The organism is Pseudomonas sp. GW821-FHT07G10, assembly GCF_059418545.1.
Window position 1 is genome coordinate 118,602 of sequence record NZ_JBWKQB010000007.1, and the last position, 21,531, is coordinate 140,132.

At 56.8% G+C, this 21,531-nt stretch carries 18 protein-coding genes and 2 tRNA genes; 18 read left to right on the forward strand and 2 right to left on the reverse strand.

Features of this window, described 5'->3' with window-relative positions; all coding sequences use genetic code 11:
- Nucleotides 1-43: 43 nt before the first annotated feature.
- Nucleotides 44-1,717, reverse strand: a complete 1,674-nt coding sequence (recN, locus tag AC07O1_RS11375) for a DNA repair protein RecN (RefSeq protein WP_494995358.1) — start codon at nucleotides 1,715-1,717, stop codon at nucleotides 44-46.
- A 251-nt stretch (nucleotides 1,718-1,968) separates the two neighbouring features.
- Between recN and grpE the strand changes: the two genes are divergently transcribed.
- The 8 genes from grpE to AC07O1_RS11415 all read left to right on the forward strand — a co-directional run bounded on the left by grpE (nucleotide 1,969) and on the right by AC07O1_RS11415 (nucleotide 12,480).
- Entirely contained in the window at nucleotides 1,969-2,535 is a 567-nt protein-coding gene (gene grpE, locus AC07O1_RS11380) for a nucleotide exchange factor GrpE (RefSeq protein ID WP_494995357.1), read from the forward strand.
- A gap of 102 nt (nucleotides 2,536-2,637) precedes the next feature.
- Complete coding sequence (gene dnaK / locus AC07O1_RS11385) at nucleotides 2,638-4,554, forward strand: molecular chaperone DnaK (protein ID WP_494995356.1); 1,917 nt, start codon at nucleotides 2,638-2,640, stop codon at nucleotides 4,552-4,554.
- Between the two features lie 323 nt (nucleotides 4,555-4,877).
- On the forward strand, nucleotides 4,878-6,002 hold the full coding sequence (dnaJ, locus tag AC07O1_RS11390) for a molecular chaperone DnaJ (RefSeq protein ID WP_495023360.1): 1,125 nt from the start codon (nucleotides 4,878-4,880) through the stop codon (nucleotides 6,000-6,002).
- Nucleotides 6,003-6,012: 10 nt separating this feature from the next.
- Nucleotides 6,013-6,819, forward strand: a complete 807-nt coding sequence (gene dapB / locus AC07O1_RS11395; RefSeq protein WP_494995354.1) for a 4-hydroxy-tetrahydrodipicolinate reductase — start codon at nucleotides 6,013-6,015, stop codon at nucleotides 6,817-6,819.
- A gap of 256 nt (nucleotides 6,820-7,075) precedes the next feature.
- The gene (carA, locus tag AC07O1_RS11400) at nucleotides 7,076-8,212 is read left to right on the forward strand and encodes a glutamine-hydrolyzing carbamoyl-phosphate synthase small subunit (protein ID WP_494995353.1); all 1,137 of its coding nucleotides are present in this window, start codon (nucleotides 7,076-7,078) and stop codon (nucleotides 8,210-8,212) included.
- A gap of 140 nt (nucleotides 8,213-8,352) precedes the next feature.
- A complete protein-coding gene (carB, locus tag AC07O1_RS11405) occupies nucleotides 8,353-11,574 on the forward strand; it encodes a carbamoyl-phosphate synthase large subunit (protein WP_494995352.1) in 3,222 nt (1,073 codons plus the stop codon).
- Nucleotides 11,571-12,047, forward strand: coding sequence for a transcription elongation factor GreA (gene greA / locus AC07O1_RS11410; RefSeq protein ID WP_495023358.1), 477 nt, complete (start codon nucleotides 11,571-11,573; stop codon nucleotides 12,045-12,047). The genes carB and greA overlap by 4 nt, the downstream gene beginning before the upstream one ends.
- A 28-nt stretch (nucleotides 12,048-12,075) precedes the next feature.
- Nucleotides 12,076-12,480, forward strand: coding sequence for an MFS transporter (locus AC07O1_RS11415; protein WP_495023357.1), 405 nt, complete (start codon nucleotides 12,076-12,078; stop codon nucleotides 12,478-12,480).
- 9 nt (nucleotides 12,481-12,489) lie between these two features.
- On the opposite strand, the gene AC07O1_RS11420 is transcribed toward AC07O1_RS11415, so the two are convergent.
- The gene (locus tag AC07O1_RS11420) at nucleotides 12,490-12,798 is read right to left on the reverse strand and encodes a YhbY family RNA-binding protein (RefSeq protein WP_494995349.1); all 309 of its coding nucleotides are present in this window, start codon (nucleotides 12,796-12,798) and stop codon (nucleotides 12,490-12,492) included.
- A gap of 116 nt (nucleotides 12,799-12,914) precedes the next feature.
- On the opposite strand from AC07O1_RS11420, the gene rlmE reads away from it, so the two are divergent.
- From rlmE to nusA, 10 genes are all read left to right on the forward strand, one after another.
- Nucleotides 12,915-13,565 (forward strand): 23S rRNA (uridine(2552)-2'-O)-methyltransferase RlmE, encoded by a 651-nt coding sequence (gene rlmE, locus AC07O1_RS11425; RefSeq protein ID WP_419118816.1) that lies wholly within the window; start codon nucleotides 12,915-12,917, stop codon nucleotides 13,563-13,565.
- A gap of 192 nt (nucleotides 13,566-13,757) precedes the next feature.
- Nucleotides 13,758-15,668 carry an ATP-dependent zinc metalloprotease FtsH gene (gene ftsH, locus AC07O1_RS11430; RefSeq protein WP_495023422.1) on the forward strand — a complete coding sequence of 637 codons (1,911 nt, stop codon included), beginning with the start codon at nucleotides 13,758-13,760 and terminating at the stop codon, nucleotides 15,666-15,668.
- Between the two features lie 8 nt (nucleotides 15,669-15,676).
- Complete coding sequence (folP, locus tag AC07O1_RS11435; RefSeq protein WP_495088839.1) at nucleotides 15,677-16,528, forward strand: dihydropteroate synthase; 852 nt, start codon at nucleotides 15,677-15,679, stop codon at nucleotides 16,526-16,528.
- Between the two features lie 16 nt (nucleotides 16,529-16,544).
- Nucleotides 16,545-17,882, forward strand: coding sequence for a phosphoglucosamine mutase (gene glmM / locus AC07O1_RS11440; RefSeq protein ID WP_495023355.1), 1,338 nt, complete (start codon nucleotides 16,545-16,547; stop codon nucleotides 17,880-17,882).
- 66 nt (nucleotides 17,883-17,948) lie between these two features.
- Nucleotides 17,949-18,704 carry a triose-phosphate isomerase gene (gene tpiA, locus AC07O1_RS11445; RefSeq protein ID WP_495023354.1) on the forward strand — a complete coding sequence of 252 codons (756 nt, stop codon included), beginning with the start codon at nucleotides 17,949-17,951 and terminating at the stop codon, nucleotides 18,702-18,704.
- Between the two features lie 4 nt (nucleotides 18,705-18,708).
- The gene (gene secG / locus AC07O1_RS11450; RefSeq protein ID WP_419118821.1) at nucleotides 18,709-19,092 is read left to right on the forward strand and encodes a preprotein translocase subunit SecG; all 384 of its coding nucleotides are present in this window, start codon (nucleotides 18,709-18,711) and stop codon (nucleotides 19,090-19,092) included.
- Between the two features lie 28 nt (nucleotides 19,093-19,120).
- Nucleotides 19,121-19,206, forward strand: a tRNA-Leu gene (locus tag AC07O1_RS11455).
- Between the two features lie 95 nt (nucleotides 19,207-19,301).
- Nucleotides 19,302-19,378: transfer RNA gene (locus tag AC07O1_RS11460), tRNA-Met, on the forward strand.
- Nucleotides 19,379-19,518: 140 nt separating this feature from the next.
- Nucleotides 19,519-19,977 carry a ribosome maturation factor RimP gene (rimP, locus tag AC07O1_RS11465; protein ID WP_419118832.1) on the forward strand — a complete coding sequence of 153 codons (459 nt, stop codon included), beginning with the start codon at nucleotides 19,519-19,521 and terminating at the stop codon, nucleotides 19,975-19,977.
- 47 nt (nucleotides 19,978-20,024) lie between these two features.
- Nucleotides 20,025-21,506 (forward strand): transcription termination factor NusA, encoded by a 1,482-nt coding sequence (nusA, locus tag AC07O1_RS11470; RefSeq protein WP_489068704.1) that lies wholly within the window; start codon nucleotides 20,025-20,027, stop codon nucleotides 21,504-21,506.
- Nucleotides 21,507-21,531 lie beyond the last annotated feature (25 nt).

Genomic DNA, 21,531 nt, shown 5'->3' on the forward strand with positions numbered 1-21,531 from the left:
GATCGAAGGCGACTCCAGGGTCGCCTTCGTGCTGTCTGCTGCCTCAGATTTTGGCGGTGACAACCATCTTTTTCGCGTGTGCCAGGGACTCCTTGGTGAGATCAATGCCACCCAGCATGCGCGCCACTTCTTCGACCCGTTCGGTTTTGCCCAGTCTGGATACAGCGGTGTGGGTGGCATCGCTGCCGCGTACTTTGTGCACGAAAAGGTGTTGATGGCCCTGGGCAGCCACTTGCGGCAAGTGGGTGACGGTCAGGACTTGCCCGCGCTCGCCCAGTCGGCGCAGCAACTGGCCGACAATCTCGGCTGTCGGCCCGCCGATACCCACGTCCACTTCGTCGAACACCAGCGTCGGCACTCGGGACGTTTGCGCGGTAATCACCTGGATTGCCAGGCTGATGCGTGAAAGCTCACCACCTGACGCTACTTTGGCCAGCGCCTTGAGCGGTTGCCCGGGGTTGGCACTGACCAGTAGCTCCACCTGTTCCAGGCCATTAGGCAGTAGTTCATTGCTGGTGTTGGGGTGCAGCTCAATGGTGAAGCGTCCGCCGGGCATTCCCAGGCGCTGAATTTCAATTTCGACGGCGCTGGCCAGGCTCGTTGCAGCCTGATGGCGCAAATCGCTCAGCTCTCTGGCTTTCTCCTGATAATGCCGGGCGAATGACGCCAGCTCATCACTCAGTCGCTCGATGGATTCGTCGTTGGCGTTCAGCGTTTCGATCTCATCCAGCAGCTTTTGCTGCATGTCTGAGACTTCGGTGGGCTGGATACGGTGTTTGCGGGCCAGGGTGTAAATCGCATCGAGGCGCTCCTCGAGTTGCTGAAGGCGTGCCGGATCGGCGTCGAAGTGATCGAGAAACCGATTCAGTTCGCCAACGGCCTCTTCAACCTGAATCTGCGCGCTCGTCAGCAAATTGGTTGCCTCGCCCAAGGCGCCTGTTGAATTATTCACGCTCGACAGACGATTAAGGCTGGCCGTCAGGGCATTGAGGACATTTCCTGAATCGCTTTCACTGCACTGTTCGACAACTTGCCGGCAAATGCCCAGCAGGGTTTCGGCATTGGTCAGGTTTTTGTGCTCTTGTTCCAGCTGCTCCAGCTCATTCTCGCCAAGACCCAGGTTTTCCAGCTCTTCGAGTTGGTAGCTGAGTAATTGATGCCGGGCACGCTGTTCATCGCCAGAATTGGAGAGATGCTCCAGTTCCTGTCGTGTCTGGCGCCAGCGTTGGGCGGCGAGCTGTACCTGGCGGGCCAGATCAGTGGCGCCAGCGTATTCGTCGAGCAGGCGACGATGGGTGTCGGTTTTCAGCAGGGACTGATGTTCATGCTGGCTGTGAATGTCGATCAGTAGCTCACCGAGGGCTTTCAGGTCGCCGAGCGGGCAGGGGCTGCCGTTGATGTAGCCGCGCGATCGCCCTTCGGCAGTGATTACCCGGCGTAGAATGCACGGGCCGTCGCTGTCGAGGTCGCGTTCGGCCAGCCATGCGCTGGCTTCTGGAATGTCCACCAGGTCGAAGGTCGCCAGAATATCGGCCTTGTCTGCGCCTGGGCGAACGACGCCGCTGTCGGCGCGATCACCCAGGGTCAGGCCCAGGGCGTCGAGCATGATCGACTTGCCGGCGCCGGTTTCGCCTGTGATTACGCTCATCCCGCGATCCAGTTCCAGATCGAGATGTTCAACGATGGCGTAGTTATGTACAGACAGGTGAACCAGCATAGAGGCCGCTCCCAGGCTTTAGGTGTGGATATTTATACAGTGTTTTGTTTCTGGCTGACAATGCCCTCCCTTAGCTTGATTTGTTTGAGTCGCGATGTTTTTTAGCGCACTCGGGAATTGTGATATCCGGGCTTTATGAAGGGTTAAGGGTTTTTGCCGCTCTGTCAGCCCTTGAAGCTGAAAATTGCGACCCCATATACCGGGGCAGAAGAGCGAGTCGAGCTCGCGGACGAAATTGAAAGGAGAAAACTATGGCTGACGAACAGACGCTGGATACGCAAAATCTAGACGCCGATCAGGCTCCCGAGGCTTCGGGTGATGACCTGGCGGCTCGTGTGCAACTGCTCGAAGAGCAACTGGCTGGCGCCCATGATCAGGCTTTGCGTGTTGCTGCCGATCTGCAGAACGTCCGCCGTCGCGCCGAGCAAGACGTGGAAAAAGCCCACAAGTTTGGCTTGGAAAGATTTGCTGGCGATCTGCTGCCGATCATCGACAGCCTCGAGCGTGGTCTGGAGATGTCCAACCCGGACGACGAAAGCATCCGTCCGATGCGCGAAGGGATCGAACTGACCCTGAAAATGTTCCAGGACACCCTGAAGCGTTATCAGTTGGAAGCGATTGATCCTGAAGGCGAGCCTTTCAATGCGGCACTTCATCAGGCGATGGCCATGCAGGAAAGCGCCGACGTCGAGCCAAACAGCGTGCTCAAGGTGTTTCAAAAGGGTTATCAGCTCAATGGTCGTTTGCTGCGTCCGGCCATGGTCGTGGTCAGCAAGGCGCCTGCGGCAGTTTCGCCTTCGATTGACGAGCAAGCTTGAAATTAGCCGCAAGGCCCCCATTTAGAAGTCAAACGTTTTAGTGCTACCGCAGTTAGCCACCACTGCTGCGGCAACCAAATCCAAAGTTTCGGGAGAGTTAACATGGGCAAAATTATTGGTATCGACCTGGGGACCACCAACTCCTGCGTCTCCGTTCTTGAAAACGGCAAAGCCAAAGTCATCGAAAACGCTGAAGGCGCGCGTACCACACCGTCGATCATTGCATATGCCAACGACGGTGAAATCCTGGTTGGCCAATCGGCCAAGCGTCAGGCTGTGACCAATCCGCACAACACCCTGTATGCGGTGAAGCGTTTGATCGGTCGTCGTTTTGACGAAGAAGTCGTACAGAAAGACATCCAGATGGTCCCTTACAAGATCGTCAAGGCTGACAACGGCGATGCTTGGGTCGAAGTCAACGGCCAGAAAATGTCTCCGCCTCAGATTTCGGCTGAAATCCTGAAGAAAATGAAGAAGACTGCCGAAGACTATCTCGGTGAGTCGGTGACCGAAGCGGTGATCACCGTTCCGGCCTACTTCAACGACAGTCAGCGTCAGGCCACCAAAGATGCGGGTCGCATCGCGGGTCTGGACGTAAAACGTATCATCAACGAACCAACCGCAGCCGCTCTGGCTTACGGTATGGACAAGGCCAAGGGCGATCACACCGTGATCGTTTATGACCTGGGTGGCGGTACTTTCGACGTTTCCGTGATCGAAATCGCTGAAGTCGATGGCGAGCACCAGTTCGAAGTGTTGTCCACCAACGGTGACACCTTCCTCGGTGGTGAAGACTTCGATATTCGTTTGATCGACTACCTCGTTGACGAATTCAAGAAAGAAAGCGGCATGAACCTCAAGGGTGACCCGCTGGCGATGCAGCGCCTGAAAGAAGCTGCTGAAAAGGCCAAGATCGAGCTGTCCTCCAGCCTGCAGACCGATGTCAACCTGCCGTACATCACCGCAGACGCTACCGGTCCCAAGCACTTGAACGTGAAAATCTCTCGCGCCAAGCTGGAAGCGCTGGTTGAAGACCTGGTTCAGCGCACCATCGAGCCATGCCGTATTGCACTCAAGGATTCTGGTATCGACATAGGCGCGATCAACGACGTGATCCTGGTCGGCGGTCAGACCCGTATGCCACTGGTTCAGAAGCTGGTGACCGAGTTCTTCGGTAAAGAAGCTCGTAAAGACGTTAACCCGGACGAAGCTGTAGCCATGGGTGCTGCTATCCAGGGCGCGGTATTGGCTGGTGATGTGAAAGACGTTCTGCTGCTCGACGTCACTCCGCTGACGCTGGGTATCGAAACCATGGGCGGCGTAATGACTGCGCTGATCGAGAAAAACACCACGATTCCTACCAAGAAATCCCAAGTGTTCTCGACTGCCGATGACAACCAGGGCGCAGTGACTATTCACGTACTGCAGGGCGAGCGTAAGCAAGCCGCGCAGAACAAGTCTCTGGGCAAGTTCGACCTGGCCGAGATTCCGCCAGCTCCACGTGGCGTGCCGCAAATCGAAGTGACCTTCGACATCGATGCCAACGGCATCCTGCACGTAGGCGCCAAAGACAAGGCTACCGGCAAGACTCAGTCGATCGTGATCAAGGCCAACTCCGGTCTGTCCGAGGACGAAATTCAGCAGATGGTTCGCGATGCTGAAGTCAACGCTGACGAAGACCGCAAGTTCGAAGAGCTGGCCAGTGCCCGTAACCAGGGTGATGCCCTGGTTCACTCTACTCGTAAAATGATCGTAGACGCTGGCGACAAAGTGACTGCTGAAGAGAAGACTGCGATCGAAGCTGCTCTGGTTGCACTTGAAGCCGCTGTTAAAGGCGACGACAAGGCTGCCATCGATGCCAAGGTTGAAGAACTGTCCAAGCTGTCTGCCCCGATTGCTCAGAAAATGTACGCAGAGCAAGCCAATCCGGCGGACGCAGCGGCCAAGCCAGCTGAATCCGCTGGAAAAGCTGACGACGTTGTCGACGCTGAGTTCGAAGAAGTAAAAGACCACAAGTAAGCTAGCTTGTTGGTCGGCCGGTTGACTGCGTTCGGGCGGTGACTGGTAGGATGTCGCCGCGCGGGAGCTTGCTCCCGCGTTGGCGTGTCTGGAGTAAGTGAATTTTTACAGCATGCGACAACGTTCGGGTGCTGGCGGTACGGTCGGGATGCTCCTGCTTTTCGGTCAACAAATACCGCATCCGCGGGCCAGTTTATTGGCCGCAAATCAAAGACCAGGATCGTTGAATTGACGTGAGTTGGGTCCGGGCCTGTATTGGGGCTCAACGAGTTTGGCGAGGCTCAGGAGGGGTTTGCCGAACGTCCTTAAGAGTGCAAAGAATTATGGCAAAGCGTGATTATTACGAAGTGTTGGGTGTGGAGCGCGGCTCCAGCGAGTCGGACCTGAAGAAGGCTTACCGTCGTCTGGCGATGAAGCACCACCCGGACCGTAATCCCGATGACAAAGCATCGGAAGATATGTTCAAAGAGGCCAATGAGGCCTATGAAGTGCTGTCCGATTCCAGCAAGCGTGCTGCCTACGATCAGTATGGCCATGCAGGCGTTGACCCGAGCATGGGGGGCGGCGGTGCCGGTTTTGGCGGTCAGAATTTCTCGGACATCTTTGGTGATGTGTTCAGTGATTTTTTCGGCGGTGGTCGCGGCGGTTCTCGTGGTGGCGCTCAGCGCGGCAGCGATCTGCGTTACACCCTGGAGCTGAACCTGGAAGAAGCGGTGCGCGGCACGACCGTGAATATCCGTGTTCCGACACTGGTCAACTGCAAGCCTTGCGATGGTTCCGGTGCCAAGAAGGGGTCCTCGCCGATCACTTGCTCGACCTGTGGCGGTATTGGTCAGGTGCGGATGCAGCAGGGGTTCTTCTCGGTGCAGCAAACCTGCCCGCGTTGCCATGGCCAAGGCAAGGTCATTGCCGATCCATGCGACTCCTGCCATGGCCAGGGTCGTGTCGAAGAATCCAAAACCCTGTCGGTAAAAGTGCCGGCTGGCGTTGACACCGGCGACCGTATTCGCCTGTCTGGCGAAGGTGAAGCGGGTACTCAGGGTGGGCCGACTGGCGACCTGTACGTGGTCATCAATGTGCGCGAGCACGCGATCTTCCAGCGTGATGGCAAACACCTGTTCTGCGAAGTGCCGATCAGCTTCGTTGATGCTGCACTGGGTGGTGAGCTGGAGATCCCGACGCTCGATGGCCGGGTCAAGCTGAGGATTCCTGAAGGTACGCAAACCGGTAAGCAATTCCGGGTTCGCGGCAAGGGCGTTGCGCCGGTTCGTGGTGGTGGTGCGGGTGACTTGATGTGCCGTGTTGCGGTCGAAACTCCGGTCAATCTGAGTCGTCGTCAGCGTGAACTGCTCGAAGAGCTTCGCAATTCCTTGGCGGACGACAATACTCATTCGCCCAAAACGACCGGCTGGTTCGAAGGCGTGAAGCGCTTCTTTGGCGATCTGTAAGGAGGCAGGCATGCGACGTATAGCTGTGATGGGCGCTGCCGGGCGCATGGGCAAGATCCTGGTCGAGGCGGTGCAGCAGCGCGCGCCGCTCACTGGTTTGACCGCAGCGATCGTGCGTCCCGGCAGTACTTTGATCGGGGTGGATGCCGGTGAGCTGGCATCGCTGGGGCGTATCGGTGTGTCGTTGACCGGCAGCCTGGAGAAGGTGGCTGACGAGTTCGATGTGTTGATCGACTTCACGCTCCCGGAGGTCATGCTGAAAAACCTGGCATTCTGCCGCAAGGCGGGCAAGGCCATGGTGATCGGCACCACGGGATTGGGCGCCACGGAAAAGCAGCTGCTGGTCGAGGCGGGCAAGGACATTGCGATCGTGTTCGCGGCCAATTTCAGTGTCGGCGTAAACCTGTCGCTGAAGCTGCTCGATATGGCGGCTCGCGTGCTGGGCGATGATGCCGATATCGAAATCATCGAAGCACACCATCGGCACAAGATCGATGCGCCTTCAGGTACGGCTTTGCGCATGGGCGAGGTCATCGCCAGTGCGTTGGATCGTGATCTGCAGAAGGTTGCGGTCTATGGGCGTGAAGGCCATACCGGTGCGCGCGAGCGCGAAACCATCGGCTTTGCCACCGTTCGTGGTGGTGATGTTGTCGGTGATCATACGGTGCTGTTCGCCTGTGAGGGCGAGCGACTGGAGATCACTCATAAGGCGTCGAGTCGCATGACTTTCGCCAAGGGTGCCGTTCGTGCCGCTTTGTGGCTCGATGGTCGTGCGCCTGGTCTGTATGATATGCAGGACGTGCTCGACCTGCGTTGAGATGTGCCGCAAACAGGGTTCGAACGTGAGTTTGAGCCCTGTTTTCAACCGCTAAGCGACGCCCTGTCGCATTCTCCTGCCTTTAAGGCTCATTAGCGGTGGACCAAAAAAGCCTTTTTCTGTAAGCTACAGCTTTAGTGTGTCCACTAAAAGCGCGCAGATAATTCGACGAAGAAGCGGGGTGACGTGTCTATACGTCATTCCGCTTTTTTGCAACCTGCGATTGCCCTTCAGGCTTTATTTACGGGAGGTCTTCTTGACTAAGCCAGCCATACTCGCCCTTGCTGATGGCAGCATTTTTCGCGGCGAAGCCATTGGAGCCGACGGTCAAACCGTTGGTGAGGTGGTGTTCAACACCGCAATGACCGGCTATCAGGAAATCCTTACCGATCCTTCCTATGCCCAACAGATCGTTACCCTGACCTACCCGCACGTTGGCAACACCGGCACCACGCCGCAAGATGCCGAGTCGGATCGTGTCTGGTCGGCCGGCTTGGTAATTCGCGACCTGCCACTGGTTGCGAGCAACTGGCGTAACACGATGTCCCTGTCCGATTACCTGAAAGCCAACAACGTTGTGGCGATCGCCGGTATCGACACTCGCCGCCTGACACGCATCCTGCGTGAAAAAGGCGCACAAAACGGCTGCATCATGGCCGGCGACAACATTTCCGATGAAGCAGCGATTGCAGCTGCACGCGGTTTTCCAGGCCTCAAAGGCATGGATCTGGCGAAAGTCGTCAGCACCCAGTCAAGCTACGAGTGGCGTTCCACTGTCTGGGAGTTGAAAACCGACAGTCACGCGACCATCGACGCGTCCGAACTGCCCTACCACGTGGTTGCCTACGACTACGGCGTCAAGGTGAACATCCTGCGCATGCTGGTAGAGCGCGGCTGCCGCCTGACCGTCGTTCCGGCACAAACCCCGGCCAGCGAAGTCCTGGCGCTCAAGCCGGACGGCGTATTCCTGTCCAACGGTCCAGGTGATCCAGAGCCTTGCGACTACGCAATCCAGGCGATCAAGGACATCCTTGAAACCGAGATTCCGGTGTTCGGCATCTGCCTCGGTCACCAGCTGCTGGCCTTGGCCTCTGGCGCCAAGACCGTGAAAATGGGTCATGGTCACCACGGTGCGAACCACCCGGTTCAGGATCTGGACTCCGGCGTCGTCATGATCACCAGCCAGAACCACGGTTTTGCGGTAGACGAAGCGACCCTGCCAGGCAACGTTCGCGCGATCCACAAATCGCTGTTCGACGGCACCCTGCAAGGCATCGAGCGTACCGACAAGAGCGCATTCAGCTTCCAGGGTCACCCTGAAGCCAGTCCTGGTCCGAATGATGTGGCGCCACTGTTCGATCGCTTCATCAACGAGATGGCCAAGCGACGTTAATCGCTGGCCTTGAGCATGTAGCGAGAAGCTCCTGAGGGTGGCCCCGGTAATCCGGCGGCCCCCGAAGGACTTCAGAGATTGATCAAGACGGCTTCTCCTCGGGGGATTGCCGTCGGACCTGCGGATTTGAGTGACTACCCATGCCAAAACGTACAGACATTAAAAGCATCCTGATTCTCGGCGCTGGCCCGATCGTTATCGGCCAGGCCTGTGAATTCGACTACTCCGGCGCCCAGGCCTGCAAAGCCCTGCGCGAAGAGGGTTACCGCGTCATCCTGGTGAACTCCAACCCAGCGACCATCATGACCGATCCGGACATGGCCGACGCTACCTACATCGAGCCGATCAAGTGGCAGACTGTTGCCAAGATCATCGAGAAAGAGCGTCCGGACGCGCTGCTGCCGACCATGGGCGGCCAGACCGCTCTGAACTGCGCCCTGGACCTGGAGCGTGAAGGCGTTCTGGAAAAGTTCGGCGTAGAGATGATCGGCGCCAACGCTGACACCATCGACAAGGCTGAAGACCGTTCGCGTTTCGACAAGGCGATGAAATCCATCGGCCTGGCCTGTCCGCGTTCCGGCATCGCCCACAGCATGGAAGAGGCCAACGCGGTTCTCGATAAACTCGGCTTCCCATGCATTATCCGTCCGTCCTTCACCATGGGCGGCACCGGCGGCGGTATCGCTTACAACCGTGAAGAGTTCGAAGAAATCTGCGCCCGCGGTCTGGACCTGTCGCCGACCAAAGAGCTGCTGATCGACGAATCGCTGATCGGTTGGAAAGAGTACGAAATGGAGGTTGTCCGCGATAAGAAGGACAACTGCATCATCGTCTGCTCGATCGAAAACTTTGACCCGATGGGCGTGCACACCGGTGACTCGATCACTGTTGCGCCAGCTCAGACCCTGACCGACAAGGAATACCAGATCCTGCGTAACGCCTCCCTGGCGGTACTGCGTGAGATCGGCGTGGAAACCGGCGGTTCGAACGTGCAGTTCGGTATTTGCCCGGACACTGGTCGCATGGTTGTGATCGAGATGAATCCACGGGTATCCCGTTCCTCGGCATTGGCCTCCAAGGCCACCGGCTTCCCGATTGCCCGGGTCGCAGCCAAGCTGGCGATCGGTTACACCCTCGACGAACTGCAGAACGAAATCACCGGCGGCAAGACCCCGGCCTCTTTCGAGCCGTCTATCGACTACGTCGTTACCAAGCTCCCACGTTTTGCCTTCGAGAAATTCCCTAAGGCTGACGCTCGTCTGACCACGCAAATGAAGTCGGTCGGCGAAGTCATGGCTATCGGCCGGACCTTCCAGGAATCCCTGCAAAAAGCCCTGCGCGGCCTGGAAGTAGGCGTATCCGGTCTGGACCCGAAGCTTGACCTGAGCAATCCGGAAAGCATGGGTGTACTCAAGCGCGAGCTGACCGTGCCGGGCGCCGAGCGTATCTGGTACGTCGCGGATGCTTTCCGTGCCGGCATGACTGTCGAAGATATCTTTGGCATGAACATGATCGATCCATGGTTCCTCGTACAGATCGAAGATCTGGTGAAGGAAGAAGAGCGGGTCAAGACTCTCGGTCTGGCCACCATCGACCGTGACGTGATGTACCGCCTCAAGCGCAAAGGCTTCTCCGATGCGCGTCTGGCCAAGCTGCTGGGTGTGACAGAAAAGGCCCTGCGTCGCCACCGTCACAAGCTTGAGGTTTATCCGGTCTACAAGCGTGTCGACACTTGCGCTGCAGAGTTCGCGACCGACACCGCTTACATGTATTCGACCTACGAGGAAGAGTGCGAGGCCAACCCTTCGACGCGCGACAAGATCATGATCCTGGGTGGCGGTCCAAACCGTATCGGCCAGGGCATCGAGTTCGACTACTGCTGCGTTCACGCGGCACTCGCACTACGCGAAGACGGGTACGAGACCATCATGGTCAACTGCAACCCGGAAACCGTATCGACCGACTACGACACTTCGGATCGCCTGTACTTCGAACCGGTAACCCTGGAAGACGTCCTGGAAATCGTCCGTGTCGAAAAGCCGAAAGGTGTGATCGTTCAGTACGGCGGCCAGACTCCGCTGAAACTGGCTCGCGCTTTGGAAGAGGCTGGCGTGCCGATCATCGGTACTAGCCCTGACGCCATCGACCGCGCTGAAGACCGTGAGCGCTTCCAGCAAATGGTTGAGCGTCTGAACCTGCGTCAGCCGCCAAACGCTACTGTTCGCAGCGAAGACGAAGCGATTCGTGCTGCCGGCAAGATTGGTTACCCGCTGGTGGTGCGTCCGTCCTACGTACTGGGCGGTCGGGCGATGGAAATCGTCTACGAAGAAGAAGAGCTCAAGCGCTACCTGCGTGAAGCAGTGCAAGTGTCCAACGACAGCCCGGTGCTGCTGGACCACTTCCTCAACTGCGCCATCGAAATGGACGTGGACGCGGTCTGCGACGGCACCGACGTGGTGATCGGCGCGATCATGCAGCACATCGAGCAGGCTGGCGTGCACTCCGGTGACTCCGCGTGCTCGCTGCCGCCATACTCGTTGCCGGCGCACATCCAGGACGAGATGCGCGAACAGGTCAAGAAAATGGCTCTGGAACTGGGTGTGGTCGGCCTGATGAACGTTCAGTTGGCGTTGCAAGGCGAAGACATCTACGTCATCGAAGTCAACCCGCGCGCATCGCGTACCGTTCCGTTCGTGTCCAAGTGCATCGGTGTTTCCCTGGCGATGATCGCGGCTCGCGTCATGGCCGGTAAAACCCTGAAGGAAATCGGCTTCACCAAAGAAATCATTCCGAACTTCTACAGTGTGAAAGAGGCGGTGTTCCCATTCGCCAAATTCCCTGGCGTTGACCCGATCCTGGGCCCGGAGATGAAGTCCACCGGTGAAGTGATGGGTGTCGGTGACACCTTCGGTGAAGCGTTCGCCAAAGCCCAGATGGGTGCCAGCGAAGTGCTCCCGACCGGCGGTACCGCGTTCATCAGTGTGCGCGACGATGACAAGCCGTTGGTTGCCGGTGTAGCCCGTGATCTGATCAGCCTGGGCTTTGAAGTGGTCGCAACCGCCGGTACTGCCAAGCTGATTGAAGCGGCAGGCCTGAAAGTGCGTCGTGTGAACAAAGTGACCGAAGGTCGCCCACATGTGGTCGACATGATCAAGAATGACGAAGTCACGCTGATCATCAACACCACGGAGGGTCGTCAGTCGATCGCTGATTCCTATTCCATTCGTCGCAACGCCTTGCAGCACAAGATCTACTGCACTACCACCATTGCTGCTGGCGAAGCCATCTGTGAAGCGCTCAAGTTCGGTCCCGAGAAGACCGTGCGCCGCTTGCAGGATCTACACGCAGGATTGAAGGCATGATCAAATACCCAATGACCGTCCAGGGCGCTAAAGCCCTGGAAGAAGAGCACGCTCACCTGACCAAGGTCGTCCGTCCGAAGCTTAGCCAGGACATCGGTACGGCCCGCGAGCTGGGCGACTTGAAGGAAAACGCCGAATACCATGCAGCCCGCGAACAGCAGGGCATGGTCGAGGCGCGGATTCGTGATATCGAAGGTCGCATGCAGAATGCGGTCATCATCGACGTCACGACCATTCCTCACACTGGCAAAGTGATTTTCGGCACTACCGTCGAAATCGCCAATGTCGAAACCGACGAGAGCGTGACTTATCACATCGTTGGTGAGGATGAGGCTGACTTCAAGTTGGGCAAGATTTCGGTCGGTTCGCCTCTCGCTCGCGCCTTGATTGCCAAGGAAGAGGGTGATGTGGTGGCGGTTAAAACGCCAAGTGGCGTTATCGAGTATGAGATTGTTGAAGTCCGTCACCTCTAAAAGAAGGCGCCCGCTGCATGCGGGCGCCATGCTCTGGCAGCTGACCCAGATGCTCTGGGTTGGCGGCGTCTGGCTGCTGCACATAGGTCTGCTGCCGGTGCTGGGTCAAATTGGCCTGGCGCCGTTACTGATCGAAGAGATTGGTAATATGTTGAGTGCGCTGCTGGTGGGGTTTTCAGCCGTTTGCGTGGCTCTGCAGATTCTGGTGCTGATTCAGGCCGAGGGTCGGGCCAGTCTGTGGCGGGATATTCGCGGGCAGTTACTGTTAATGGCGTCGTATGCGTGTGCGATGTATTTCGTGGTGCGTGTGTGGTTGCCAGAGGCACATCACTGGCATTTGTTCAGCTATCTTGTTCTGGGTTTTTCCGGATTGGTACTGGTATTGCAGTCGGTGCCGGGGTGGAGTGGCAGGGTGCGCGAAGCACACCCTTGACCCTTGATATCACTTGAAGCGATGGACGTTCGACAGCTGCTTGTTGACGCTGAAGTTCTTGCGGTAAATCAATGCCATTTTGCCGATGACTTGCACCAGATCCGCCTTGCCGGCCTTGCACAGCTCGGCAATGGCTCCCAGGCGGGATTCGCGTTCGAGGATGTTGAGCTTGATTTTGATCAGTTCGTGATCGCTCAATGCGCGTTCAAGTTCGGCTAACACACCTTCAGTCAAACCGTTGTCAGCCACAGTCAAAACTGGTTTCAGATGGTGGCCAATGGATTTGTACTGTTTCTTCTGCTCTTGAGTGAGCGGCATAATCTGACCCCTGTGTCTGATCTTGTAAAAAGCGGCGGCCAGTTTACCCGAGCGAGTCCGGGACCGCCCAGTTAATCACGACCCGTTTATTTTTGAGTTTAATTTTGAGGTGGCCCGTGGCCCGTTCCAAGACAAGCCATAACTGGCTGAAAGAACACTTCAACGACCCGTACGTCAAAATGGCGCAAAAAGACGGGTATCGTTCGCGTGCCAGCTACAAACTGCTGGAAATCCAGGAGAAGGACCGTCTTATCCGTCCCGGGATGAGTGTAATCGACCTCGGCGCGGCGCCAGGAGGGTGGTCGCAAGTGACCAGTCGTCTGATCGGCGGCCAAGGCCGACTGATCGCATCCGACATCCTGGAAATGGACAGCATCCCTGATGTGACCTTCATTCAAGGGGATTTCACCGAGGATGCGGTGTTGGCACAAATCCTCGAAGCCGTAGGTAATACACAAGTAGACCTTGTGATTTCCGATATGGCCCCCAATATGAGTGGATTGGCTGCTGTGGATATGCCACGTGCTATGTTCCTCTGCGAATTGGCGCTGGACCTTGCGGGTCGGGTTTTGCGTCCTGGTGGTGATTTTTTGATCAAGGTCTTCCAGGGTGAAGGCTTCGACGAGTACCACAAGGACATTCGCAAGTTGTTCGACAAGGTGCAGATGCGCAAGCCGCTGTCTTCCCGTGACAGGTCCCGTGAGCAGTATTTGCTGGGTCGCGGGTTTCGCGGAATTGAAGGTGCTGCGAGTGATGAGCGTCTTTAATGCAGGTGATAGTTTTTTTTGTGTCGCTTTACGAGTGAAGCATAAACGAAAATCGTGTAGTCAAGGTTTCACAAAGGGTTACAGACGGCGCCTGCCACATCTGTAGGTTCTGTAGTAAGTTAGGATGGTGAATATCATGCGAAGCGCGCGCCAATAGCGGAGCTTGCTTCAGAGGGTAGTTAATTGAACGATATGGCAAAGAATCTGATCCTGTGGTTGATCATCGCGGCTGTCCTGGTGACGGTGATGAACAACTTCTCCAGCCCTAACGAGCCACAGACCCTCAACTATTCCGACTTCATCCAGCAAGTGAAGGATGGCAAGGTCGAGCGCGTAGCGGTAGATGGCTATGTGATTACCGGCAAGCGCAATGATGGCGATAGCTTCAAGACCATTCGTCCTGCGATTCAGGACAATGGCCTGATCGGCGATCTGGTGGATAACCACGTAGTCGTCGAAGGCAAGCAGCCTGAACAGCAAAGCATCTGGACCCAGCTTCTGGTTGCAAGCTTCCCGATCCTGGTGATCATCGCCGTCTTTATGTTCTTCATGCGGCAGATGCAGGGTGGTGGTGGCGGGAAGGGCGGGCCGATGAGCTTCGGCAAGAGCAAGGCGCGCTTGCTGTCTGAAGATCAGGTGAAAACCACTCTTGGCGACGTTGCTGGTTGCGATGAAGCCAAGGAAGAGGTTGGTGAGCTCGTTGAGTTCTTGCGTGATCCGGGCAAGTTCCAGCGCCTTGGTGGTCGTATTCCTCGCGGCGTGCTGATGGTTGGTCCTCCGGGTACCGGTAAAACCTTGCTGGCTAAAGCTATTGCTGGCGAAGCCAAAGTGCCCTTCTTCACCATTTCCGGTTCCGATTTCGTCGAAATGTTCGTCGGTGTCGGTGCCAGCCGTGTTCGCGATATGTTCGAACAGGCGAAGAAACACGCTCCATGCATCATCTTCATCGACGAAATCGACGCCGTCGGTCGTCACCGTGGCGCTGGCATGGGGGGTGGTCACGATGAGCGTGAACAGACCCTTAACCAGTTGCTGGTAGAGATGGATGGTTTCGAGATGAATGACGGCATCATCGTCATTGCCGCGACCAACCGTCCTGACGTGCTCGACCCTGCGTTGCTGCGTCCAGGTCGTTTCGACCGCCAGGTCGTTGTGGGCTTGCCGGACATTCGTGGTCGCGAACAGATTCTGAAGGTCCACATGCGCAAAGTGCCGATGGGTGATGATGTCGCTCCGGCAGTAATCGCTCGCGGTACCCCTGGCTTTTCTGGTGCGGACCTGGCCAACCTGGTGAACGAGGCTTCGTTGTTTGCTGCCCGTACTGGCAAGCGCGTTGTCGAGATGAAAGAGTTTGAGCTGGCCAAAGACAAGATCATGATGGGCGCAGAGCGCAAATCCATGGTCATGTCCGAGAAAGAGAAGCAGAACACTGCCTACCACGAGGCGGGTCACGCTATCGTTGGTCGTGTTGTGCCTGAGCATGATCCGGTCTACAAGGTTTCGATCATCCCTCGCGGTCGTGCGCTGGGTGTCACCATGTTCTTGCCGGAAGAAGATCGTTACAGTTTGTCCAAGCGTGCGTTGATCAGTCAGATTTGCTCGCTTTACGGTGGTCGTATCGCTGAAGAAATGACCTTGGGCTTTGACGGTGTCACCACTGGCGCCTCCAACGACATTATGCGTGCCAGCCAGATCGCACGAAACATGGTTACCAAGTGGGGGTTGTCGGAAAAGCTCGGTCCGTTGATGTACGCCGAAGAGGAGGGTGAGGTGTTCCTGGGTCGCGGTGGTGGTGGCCAGCATGCCAGTTTCTCGGGTGAAACCGCGAAGCTCATCGACTCTGAAGTGCGAAGCATCATTGACCAGTGCTACGGTACTGCCAAGCAGATCCTTACCGACAACCGTGACAAGCTCGACGCCATGGCGGATGCCTTGATGAAGTACGAGACGATCGATGCTGAGCAGATCGACGACATCATGGCTGGGCGGACTCCGCGCGAGCCTCGCGACTGGTCGGATGGTGCCGGTACTTCCGGAACTCCTCCGGTAGTGCAGGACGAACGTCCGCAAACCCCAATCGGCGGTCCGGCTGCTGACGTGTAAGGTTTTAAATGACTTCTGTACAGTCCTCGACCCGGTTGCCTTGCGGCAACCGGGTTCTTGATTTGGCCCGCACTCATGTGATGGGTATTCTTAACGTCACTCCTGATTCTTTCTCTGATGGCGGCCGCTTCAATCAGCTCGATGCGGCCTTGCGCCATGCCGAGGCGATGGTTGCGGCTGGTGCGACGCTGATTGACGTCGGTGGTGAGTCGACCCGGCCGGGCGCGCGGGTGGTTTCGCCGATCGAAGAGCTTGAGCGCGTTGCGCCCATTGTCGAACGAATTCATCGTGAACTGGATGTGACTATTTCGGTCGATACCTCGACGCCCGCGGTCATGCGTGAAACTGCGCGACTGGGTGCGGGTCTGATCAACGATGTGCGTTCACTGCGACGTGATGGAGCGCTAGATGCGGCGGCGGCCACAGGGCTGCCAGTGTGTCTTATGCATATGCTCGGCGAGCCGGGAGATATGCAGGACAATCCGCAATATCGAAACGTGACAAGCGAGGTCAGCGAGTTTCTGGCTGAGCGTATGGCTCAATGTGCGATGGTTGGCATCCCGCCCGGGCGGATCATCCTCGATCCGGGCTTCGGTTTTGCGAAAAGCCTGCAGCACAATTTGAGTCTTTTCAAGCATATGGAGGCTCTGCATGCCTTGGGGCGTCCCCTGTTGGTTGGGGTTTCGCGAAAGAGCATGATAGGGCTGGCGTTGAATCGTCCGGTTGGAGAGCGACTGCATGGCGGTCTGGCTCTCGCCGCATTGGCCGTGGTCAAAGGGGCGCGGATTTTGCGCGTGCATGACGTAGCCGAGACGGTCGATGTGGTGCGGATGATCGAAGCGGTAGAATCAGCCGATTAAGAGTGATGGAGCATTTATGACTAAAAAATATTTTGGTACTGACGGCATTCGTGGTCGGGTCGGCGAGTTTCCTATTACCCCGGATTTCATGCTCAAGCTCGGCTGGGCTGCGGGTATGGCATTTCGAAGCATGGGCGCCTGTCGGGTGCTGGTGGGCAAGGATACGCGGATCTCTGGCTACATGTTCGAGTCTGCCCTGGAAGCCGGGTTGTCTGCTGCGGGCGCCGATGTGATGCTGTTGGGGCCGATGCCGACACCGGCTATCGCCTACCTGACTCGCACCTTCCAGGCCGAGGCCGGTATTGTCATCAGTGCTTCACACAACCCTCATGACGATAATGGCATCAAATTCTTCTCCGGGCAGGGCACCAAGCTGCCGGACGAAATCGAACTGATGATCGAAGAGTTGCTCGATATGCCGATGACGGTGGTCGAGTCGAGCAAAATCGGTAAGGTTTCACGGATCAACGACGCGTCAGGTCGTTATATCGAATTTTGCAAAAGCAGCGTGCCGACCGGTACCAGTTTTGCCGGTTTGAATATCGTTATCGATTGCGCACACGGCGCTACCTATAAAGTGGCGCCTAGTGTCTTTCGTGAGTTGGGTGCGCAGGTAACGGTGCTTTCAGCTCAGCCTAACGGTCTGAACATCAATGAAAACTGCGGTTCGACCCATATGGGGCAACTGCAGGCGGCGGTGCTTGCCGAGCATGCCGACCTTGGTATTGCCTTCGACGGTGATGGCGATCGGGTGTTGATGGTCGATCATACGGGCGCGGTAGTTGATGGTGATGAGTTGCTGTTTATCATCGCTCGTGATCTGCATGAGCGTAAGAAGTTGCAGGGCGGCGTCGTAGGTACTCTGATGAGTAATCTGGGGCTGGAGCTGGCTCTCGCAGACCTGGGTATTCCATTCGTGCGAGCCAATGTCGGTGACCGCTATGTGATAGCGGACCTGCTGGAGCGTAACTGGCAGGTCGGTGGCGAGAACTCTGGCCATATCGTCTGCTTCCAGCACACGACTACCGGTGATGCGATCATTGCAGCGCTGCAGGTATTGATGGCATTGAAAGGCCGTAAAGAGAGTCTTGCTCAGTCCCGCCAGGCGTTGCGCAAGTGTCCTCAGGTGTTGGTCAATGTGCGCTTTTCGGGCGGCGTAAATCCGGTCGAGCATACTACCGTGAAAGAGGCTTGCGCCCGTGTTACAACGGCTATGGCGGGTCGTGGGCGGGTGCTTTTGCGCAAGTCCGGCACCGAGCCTTTGGTCCGCGTAATGGTCGAAGGCGATGATGAAGCGCAGGTTCGTGGTTACGCCGATGAGCTGGCAAAACTGGTTACTGAAGTTTGCGCCTGATTTTGGCTTGCCAGTGTTGATGCGGTTGGGTAACATCTGCGCCCACTTTGACCGACGAGGTACAGCATGCGTCGCCCTATGGTAGCTGGTAACTGGAAAATGCACGGTACCCGCGCCAGCGTCGCTGAGCTGATTAATGGCCTTCGTCATCTGGCCTTGCCAAGCGGTGTTGATGTCGCGGTATTCCCGCCTTGCTTGTATATCAATCAAGTGATTGATGGCTTGAAAGGTCAGTCGATTTCGGTCGGCGCGCAGAATTCTGCGGTGGAATCCATGCAAGGTGCTTTGACTGGCGAGATTGCGCCAAGTCAGCTGGAGGACGCAGGTTGTTCTCTGGTGCTTGTGGGTCATTCCGAGCGTCGCCTGATCCTGGGTGAGTGTGACGGGACTCTCAATCGCAAGTTCGCCGCGGCGCAAGCATGTGGCTTGATTCCGGTGTTGTGTGTAGGGGAAACCCTCGAGCAGCGCGAAGCCGGGAAGACCCTTGAGGTTGTCGGGCGTCAGCTGGGCAGCATCATCGAGGACTTGGGCGTAGGTGCATTTGCAAAGGCAGTAATCGCTTACGAGCCGGTCTGGGCTATTGGTACCGGGCTGACTGCATCACCGCAACAGGCGCAGGATGTGCACGCAGCCATTCGCGCCCAGTTGGCGGCAGAGGATTCTGAAGTCGCACGAGGTGTGCGGCTTCTATACGGCGGCAGCGTGAAGGCGGCCAATGCGGTCGAACTGTTCGGCATGCCGGATATCGATGGGGGGCTCATTGGTGGAGCTTCCCTGAATGCAGATGAGTTCGGTGCGATTTGTCGCGCCGCGGGAAACTGAGAAAATGCTGGAAACAGTCGTAGTCGTTTTTCATCTGTTGGGTGCTCTGGGCGTTGTTGCTCTGGTATTGCTGCAACAGGGTAAAGGTGCGGACGCTGGCGCGTCTTTCGGAGCAGGTGCTTCAAATACTGTGTTCGGAAGCCAAGGTTCCTCTACCTTTCTTAGTAAGTTTACTGCTATACTTGCCGCAGGTTTCTTCATGACCAGCTTAGGGTTAGGTTACTTTGCTAAAGAGAAAGCTCATGAGCTGACTCAAGTAGGTTTGCCAAATCCAGCGGTGTTGGAAGTTCCAAAGCAAAAACCGGCTTCTGATGATGTCCCGGTGCTTCAAGAGCAAAAGTCGGCAACCAATGCGACTGACGTACCTCCAGCTCAAGAGCAAAAGTAAGAAGGGTTTCATGCAGTAACGTTGTATTGCCGAGGTGGTGGAATTGGTAGACACGCAACCTTGAGGTGGTTGTGCCCATAGGGTGTAGGGGTTCGAGTCCCCTTCTCGGTACCAATTATCAGGAGAGCCCGCTGTTGCGGGCTTTCTTGTAGGTGGAGGTTCGATTGACCCTGCAAGGGATCGGTCGTATACTTCCGCCCCAGCTTTGTCGCGGGGTGGAGCAGTCTGGTAGCTCGTCGGGCTCATAACCCGAAGGTCGTCGGTTCAAATCCGGCCCCCGCAACCAGTTTTAGCGGAGCCCCTTTTTAGGGGCTTTTTGTTAGCTGGACACTTTCTACGCCGCTGTTCGACGGCGTTTCAAGGATGGGCGTTTCGCCCATTTTTTTATTTTGCATAGCATGCACATACATGCACGAGGGGGTTCAGGTGTCGAGCAAGCTAGAAGAGTTGCAGGCCTTGCTGGCCCCGGTGGTCGTGGCCCTGGGCTATGAATGCTGGGGTATTGAGTTTTCGGCTCAAGGTCGCCACTCAATGTTGCGCGTTTATATTGATAAAGAAGGCGGCGTGCTGGTGGACGATTGTGCCATCGTCAGCCGTCAGATCAGCGGTGTCCTGGATGTTGAAGATCCGATCGCCGTTGAATACACCCTTGAAGTTTCCTCGCCTGGCATGGAACGCCCACTGTTCACTATTGAGCAGTTTGCAAAATTTGCCGGTGAACAAGTGAAGATCAAGCTGCGCTCGCCTTTCGAAGGTCGACGCAACTTTCAAGGCCTTCTGCGCGGCGTAGAAGAGCAGGATATCGTGGTGCAGGTTGAAGACCATGAGTTCCTGTTGCCGATCGATATGATCGACAAGGCCAACATTATTCCCAGTTTTGACTGAGACGCGGATCCCGCGGATCCAATGGCTTGCGAAAGGCGAGGCGTACGATGAGCAAAGAAGTACTGCTGGTTGTTGAGTCGGTATCCAATGAAAAGGGCGTACCGGCAAACGTTATTTTTGAAGCGCTGGAGCTGGCTCTGGCCACCGCTACCAAAAAGCGTTTCGAAGACGAAGTTGACCTGCGTGTGGAAATTAACCGCCACACCGGTGCCTATGAAACTTTCCGTCGCTGGGCGGTAGTCGAAGAAGCAGATCTGGACGATCCGGCTGTCGAGATGTGGGTCGAGCAGGCTCAGGAAACCCAGCCGGGCGCTAAAGCTGGCGACATCGTTGAAGTAAAAATCGACTCGATCGAGTTTGGCCGCATCGCTGCACAGACCGCCAAACAGGTCATCGTGCAGAAAGTCCGCGAAGCAGAGCGTGCTCAAGTCGTTGATGCCTATCGCGAGCGCTTGGGAGAAATCATCTCCGGCACCGTGAAAAAAGTGACGCGCGACAATGTGATCGTCGATCTGGGTAACAACGCCGAGGCGTTGTTGGCCCGTGAAGACATCATCTCTCGTGAGACTTTCCGTGTTGGCGTGCGTCTGCGTGCGCTGCTCAAGGAAATCCGCACCGAGAACCGCGGTCCGCAGTTGATCCTGTCGCGTACCGCGCCGGAAATGCTGATCGAATTGTTCCGTATTGAAGTGCCGGAAATTGCCGAAGGCCTGATCGAAGTGATGGCAGCATCCCGCGATCCGGGTTCTCGTGCCAAAATTGCGGTCCGTTCCAAAGACAAACGCATCGACCCGCAAGGCGCCTGCATTGGCATGCGCGGTTCGCGCGTCCAGGCAGTGTCTGGCGAGTTGGGCGGCGAGCGTGTGGATATTGTCCTGTGGGACGACAACCCGGCGCAGTTCGTGATCAACGCCATGTCACCGGCTGAAGTTGCGGCAATTATCGTTGACGAAGATGCCCATGCCATGGACATCGCCGTTGGCGCAGACAATCTTGCTCAGGCCATCGGTCGCGGTGGTCAGAACGTGCGTCTGGCTAGCCAGTTGACTGGCTGGACCCTGAACGTGATGACCGAATCGGACATCCAGGCTAAGCAGCAAGCAGAAACCGGCGACATCCTGCGCAACTTCATCGACGAGCTGGAAGTCGACGAAGATCTGGCACAGGTGCTGGTCGATGAAGGCTTCACCAGCCTGGAAGAGATTGCCTACGTACCGTTGGAAGAAATGCTCAACATCGACGGCTTTGACGAAGATACAGTCAACGAGCTTCGCGCTCGCGCCAAAGACCGTTTGTTGACTAAAGCCATCGCTACTGAGGAAAAGCTGGCAGACGCCCATCCGGCCGAAGACCTGCTCTCGCTTGAGGGTATGGACAAGGATTTGGCGATGGAACTGGCGGTGCGCGGCGTAATTACCCGCGAAGACCTGGCCGAGCAGTCTATTGACGACCTGCTCGACATCGACGGCATTGACGATGATCGTGCCGGCAAGTTGATCATGGCCGCCCGAGCCCATTGGTTCGAGTAATTAGGCGCGGCCTGAGGAGAGAAGT

Coding starts and splice junctions, on each gene's coding strand:
- recN (WP_494995358.1), bottom strand. CDS start 1,717: ATGCTGGTTCACCTGTCTGTACATAACTACGCCATCGTTGAACATCTC.
- grpE (WP_494995357.1), top strand. CDS start 1,969: ATGGCTGACGAACAGACGCTGGATACGCAAAATCTAGACGCCGATCAG.
- dnaK (WP_494995356.1), top strand. CDS start 2,638: ATGGGCAAAATTATTGGTATCGACCTGGGGACCACCAACTCCTGCGTC.
- dnaJ (WP_495023360.1), top strand. CDS start 4,878: ATGGCAAAGCGTGATTATTACGAAGTGTTGGGTGTGGAGCGCGGCTCC.
- dapB (WP_494995354.1), top strand. CDS start 6,013: ATGCGACGTATAGCTGTGATGGGCGCTGCCGGGCGCATGGGCAAGATC.
- carB (WP_494995352.1), top strand. CDS start 8,353: ATGCCAAAACGTACAGACATTAAAAGCATCCTGATTCTCGGCGCTGGC.
- greA (WP_495023358.1), top strand. CDS start 11,571: ATGATCAAATACCCAATGACCGTCCAGGGCGCTAAAGCCCTGGAAGAA.
- AC07O1_RS11415 (WP_495023357.1), top strand. CDS start 12,076: ATGCTCTGGCAGCTGACCCAGATGCTCTGGGTTGGCGGCGTCTGGCTG.
- AC07O1_RS11420 (WP_494995349.1), bottom strand. CDS start 12,798: ATGCCGCTCACTCAAGAGCAGAAGAAACAGTACAAATCCATTGGCCAC.
- ftsH (WP_495023422.1), top strand. CDS start 13,758: ATGGCAAAGAATCTGATCCTGTGGTTGATCATCGCGGCTGTCCTGGTG.
- folP (WP_495088839.1), top strand. CDS start 15,677: ATGACTTCTGTACAGTCCTCGACCCGGTTGCCTTGCGGCAACCGGGTT.
- glmM (WP_495023355.1), top strand. CDS start 16,545: ATGACTAAAAAATATTTTGGTACTGACGGCATTCGTGGTCGGGTCGGC.
- tpiA (WP_495023354.1), top strand. CDS start 17,949: ATGCGTCGCCCTATGGTAGCTGGTAACTGGAAAATGCACGGTACCCGC.
- secG (WP_419118821.1), top strand. CDS start 18,709: ATGCTGGAAACAGTCGTAGTCGTTTTTCATCTGTTGGGTGCTCTGGGC.
- nusA (WP_489068704.1), top strand. CDS start 20,025: ATGAGCAAAGAAGTACTGCTGGTTGTTGAGTCGGTATCCAATGAAAAG.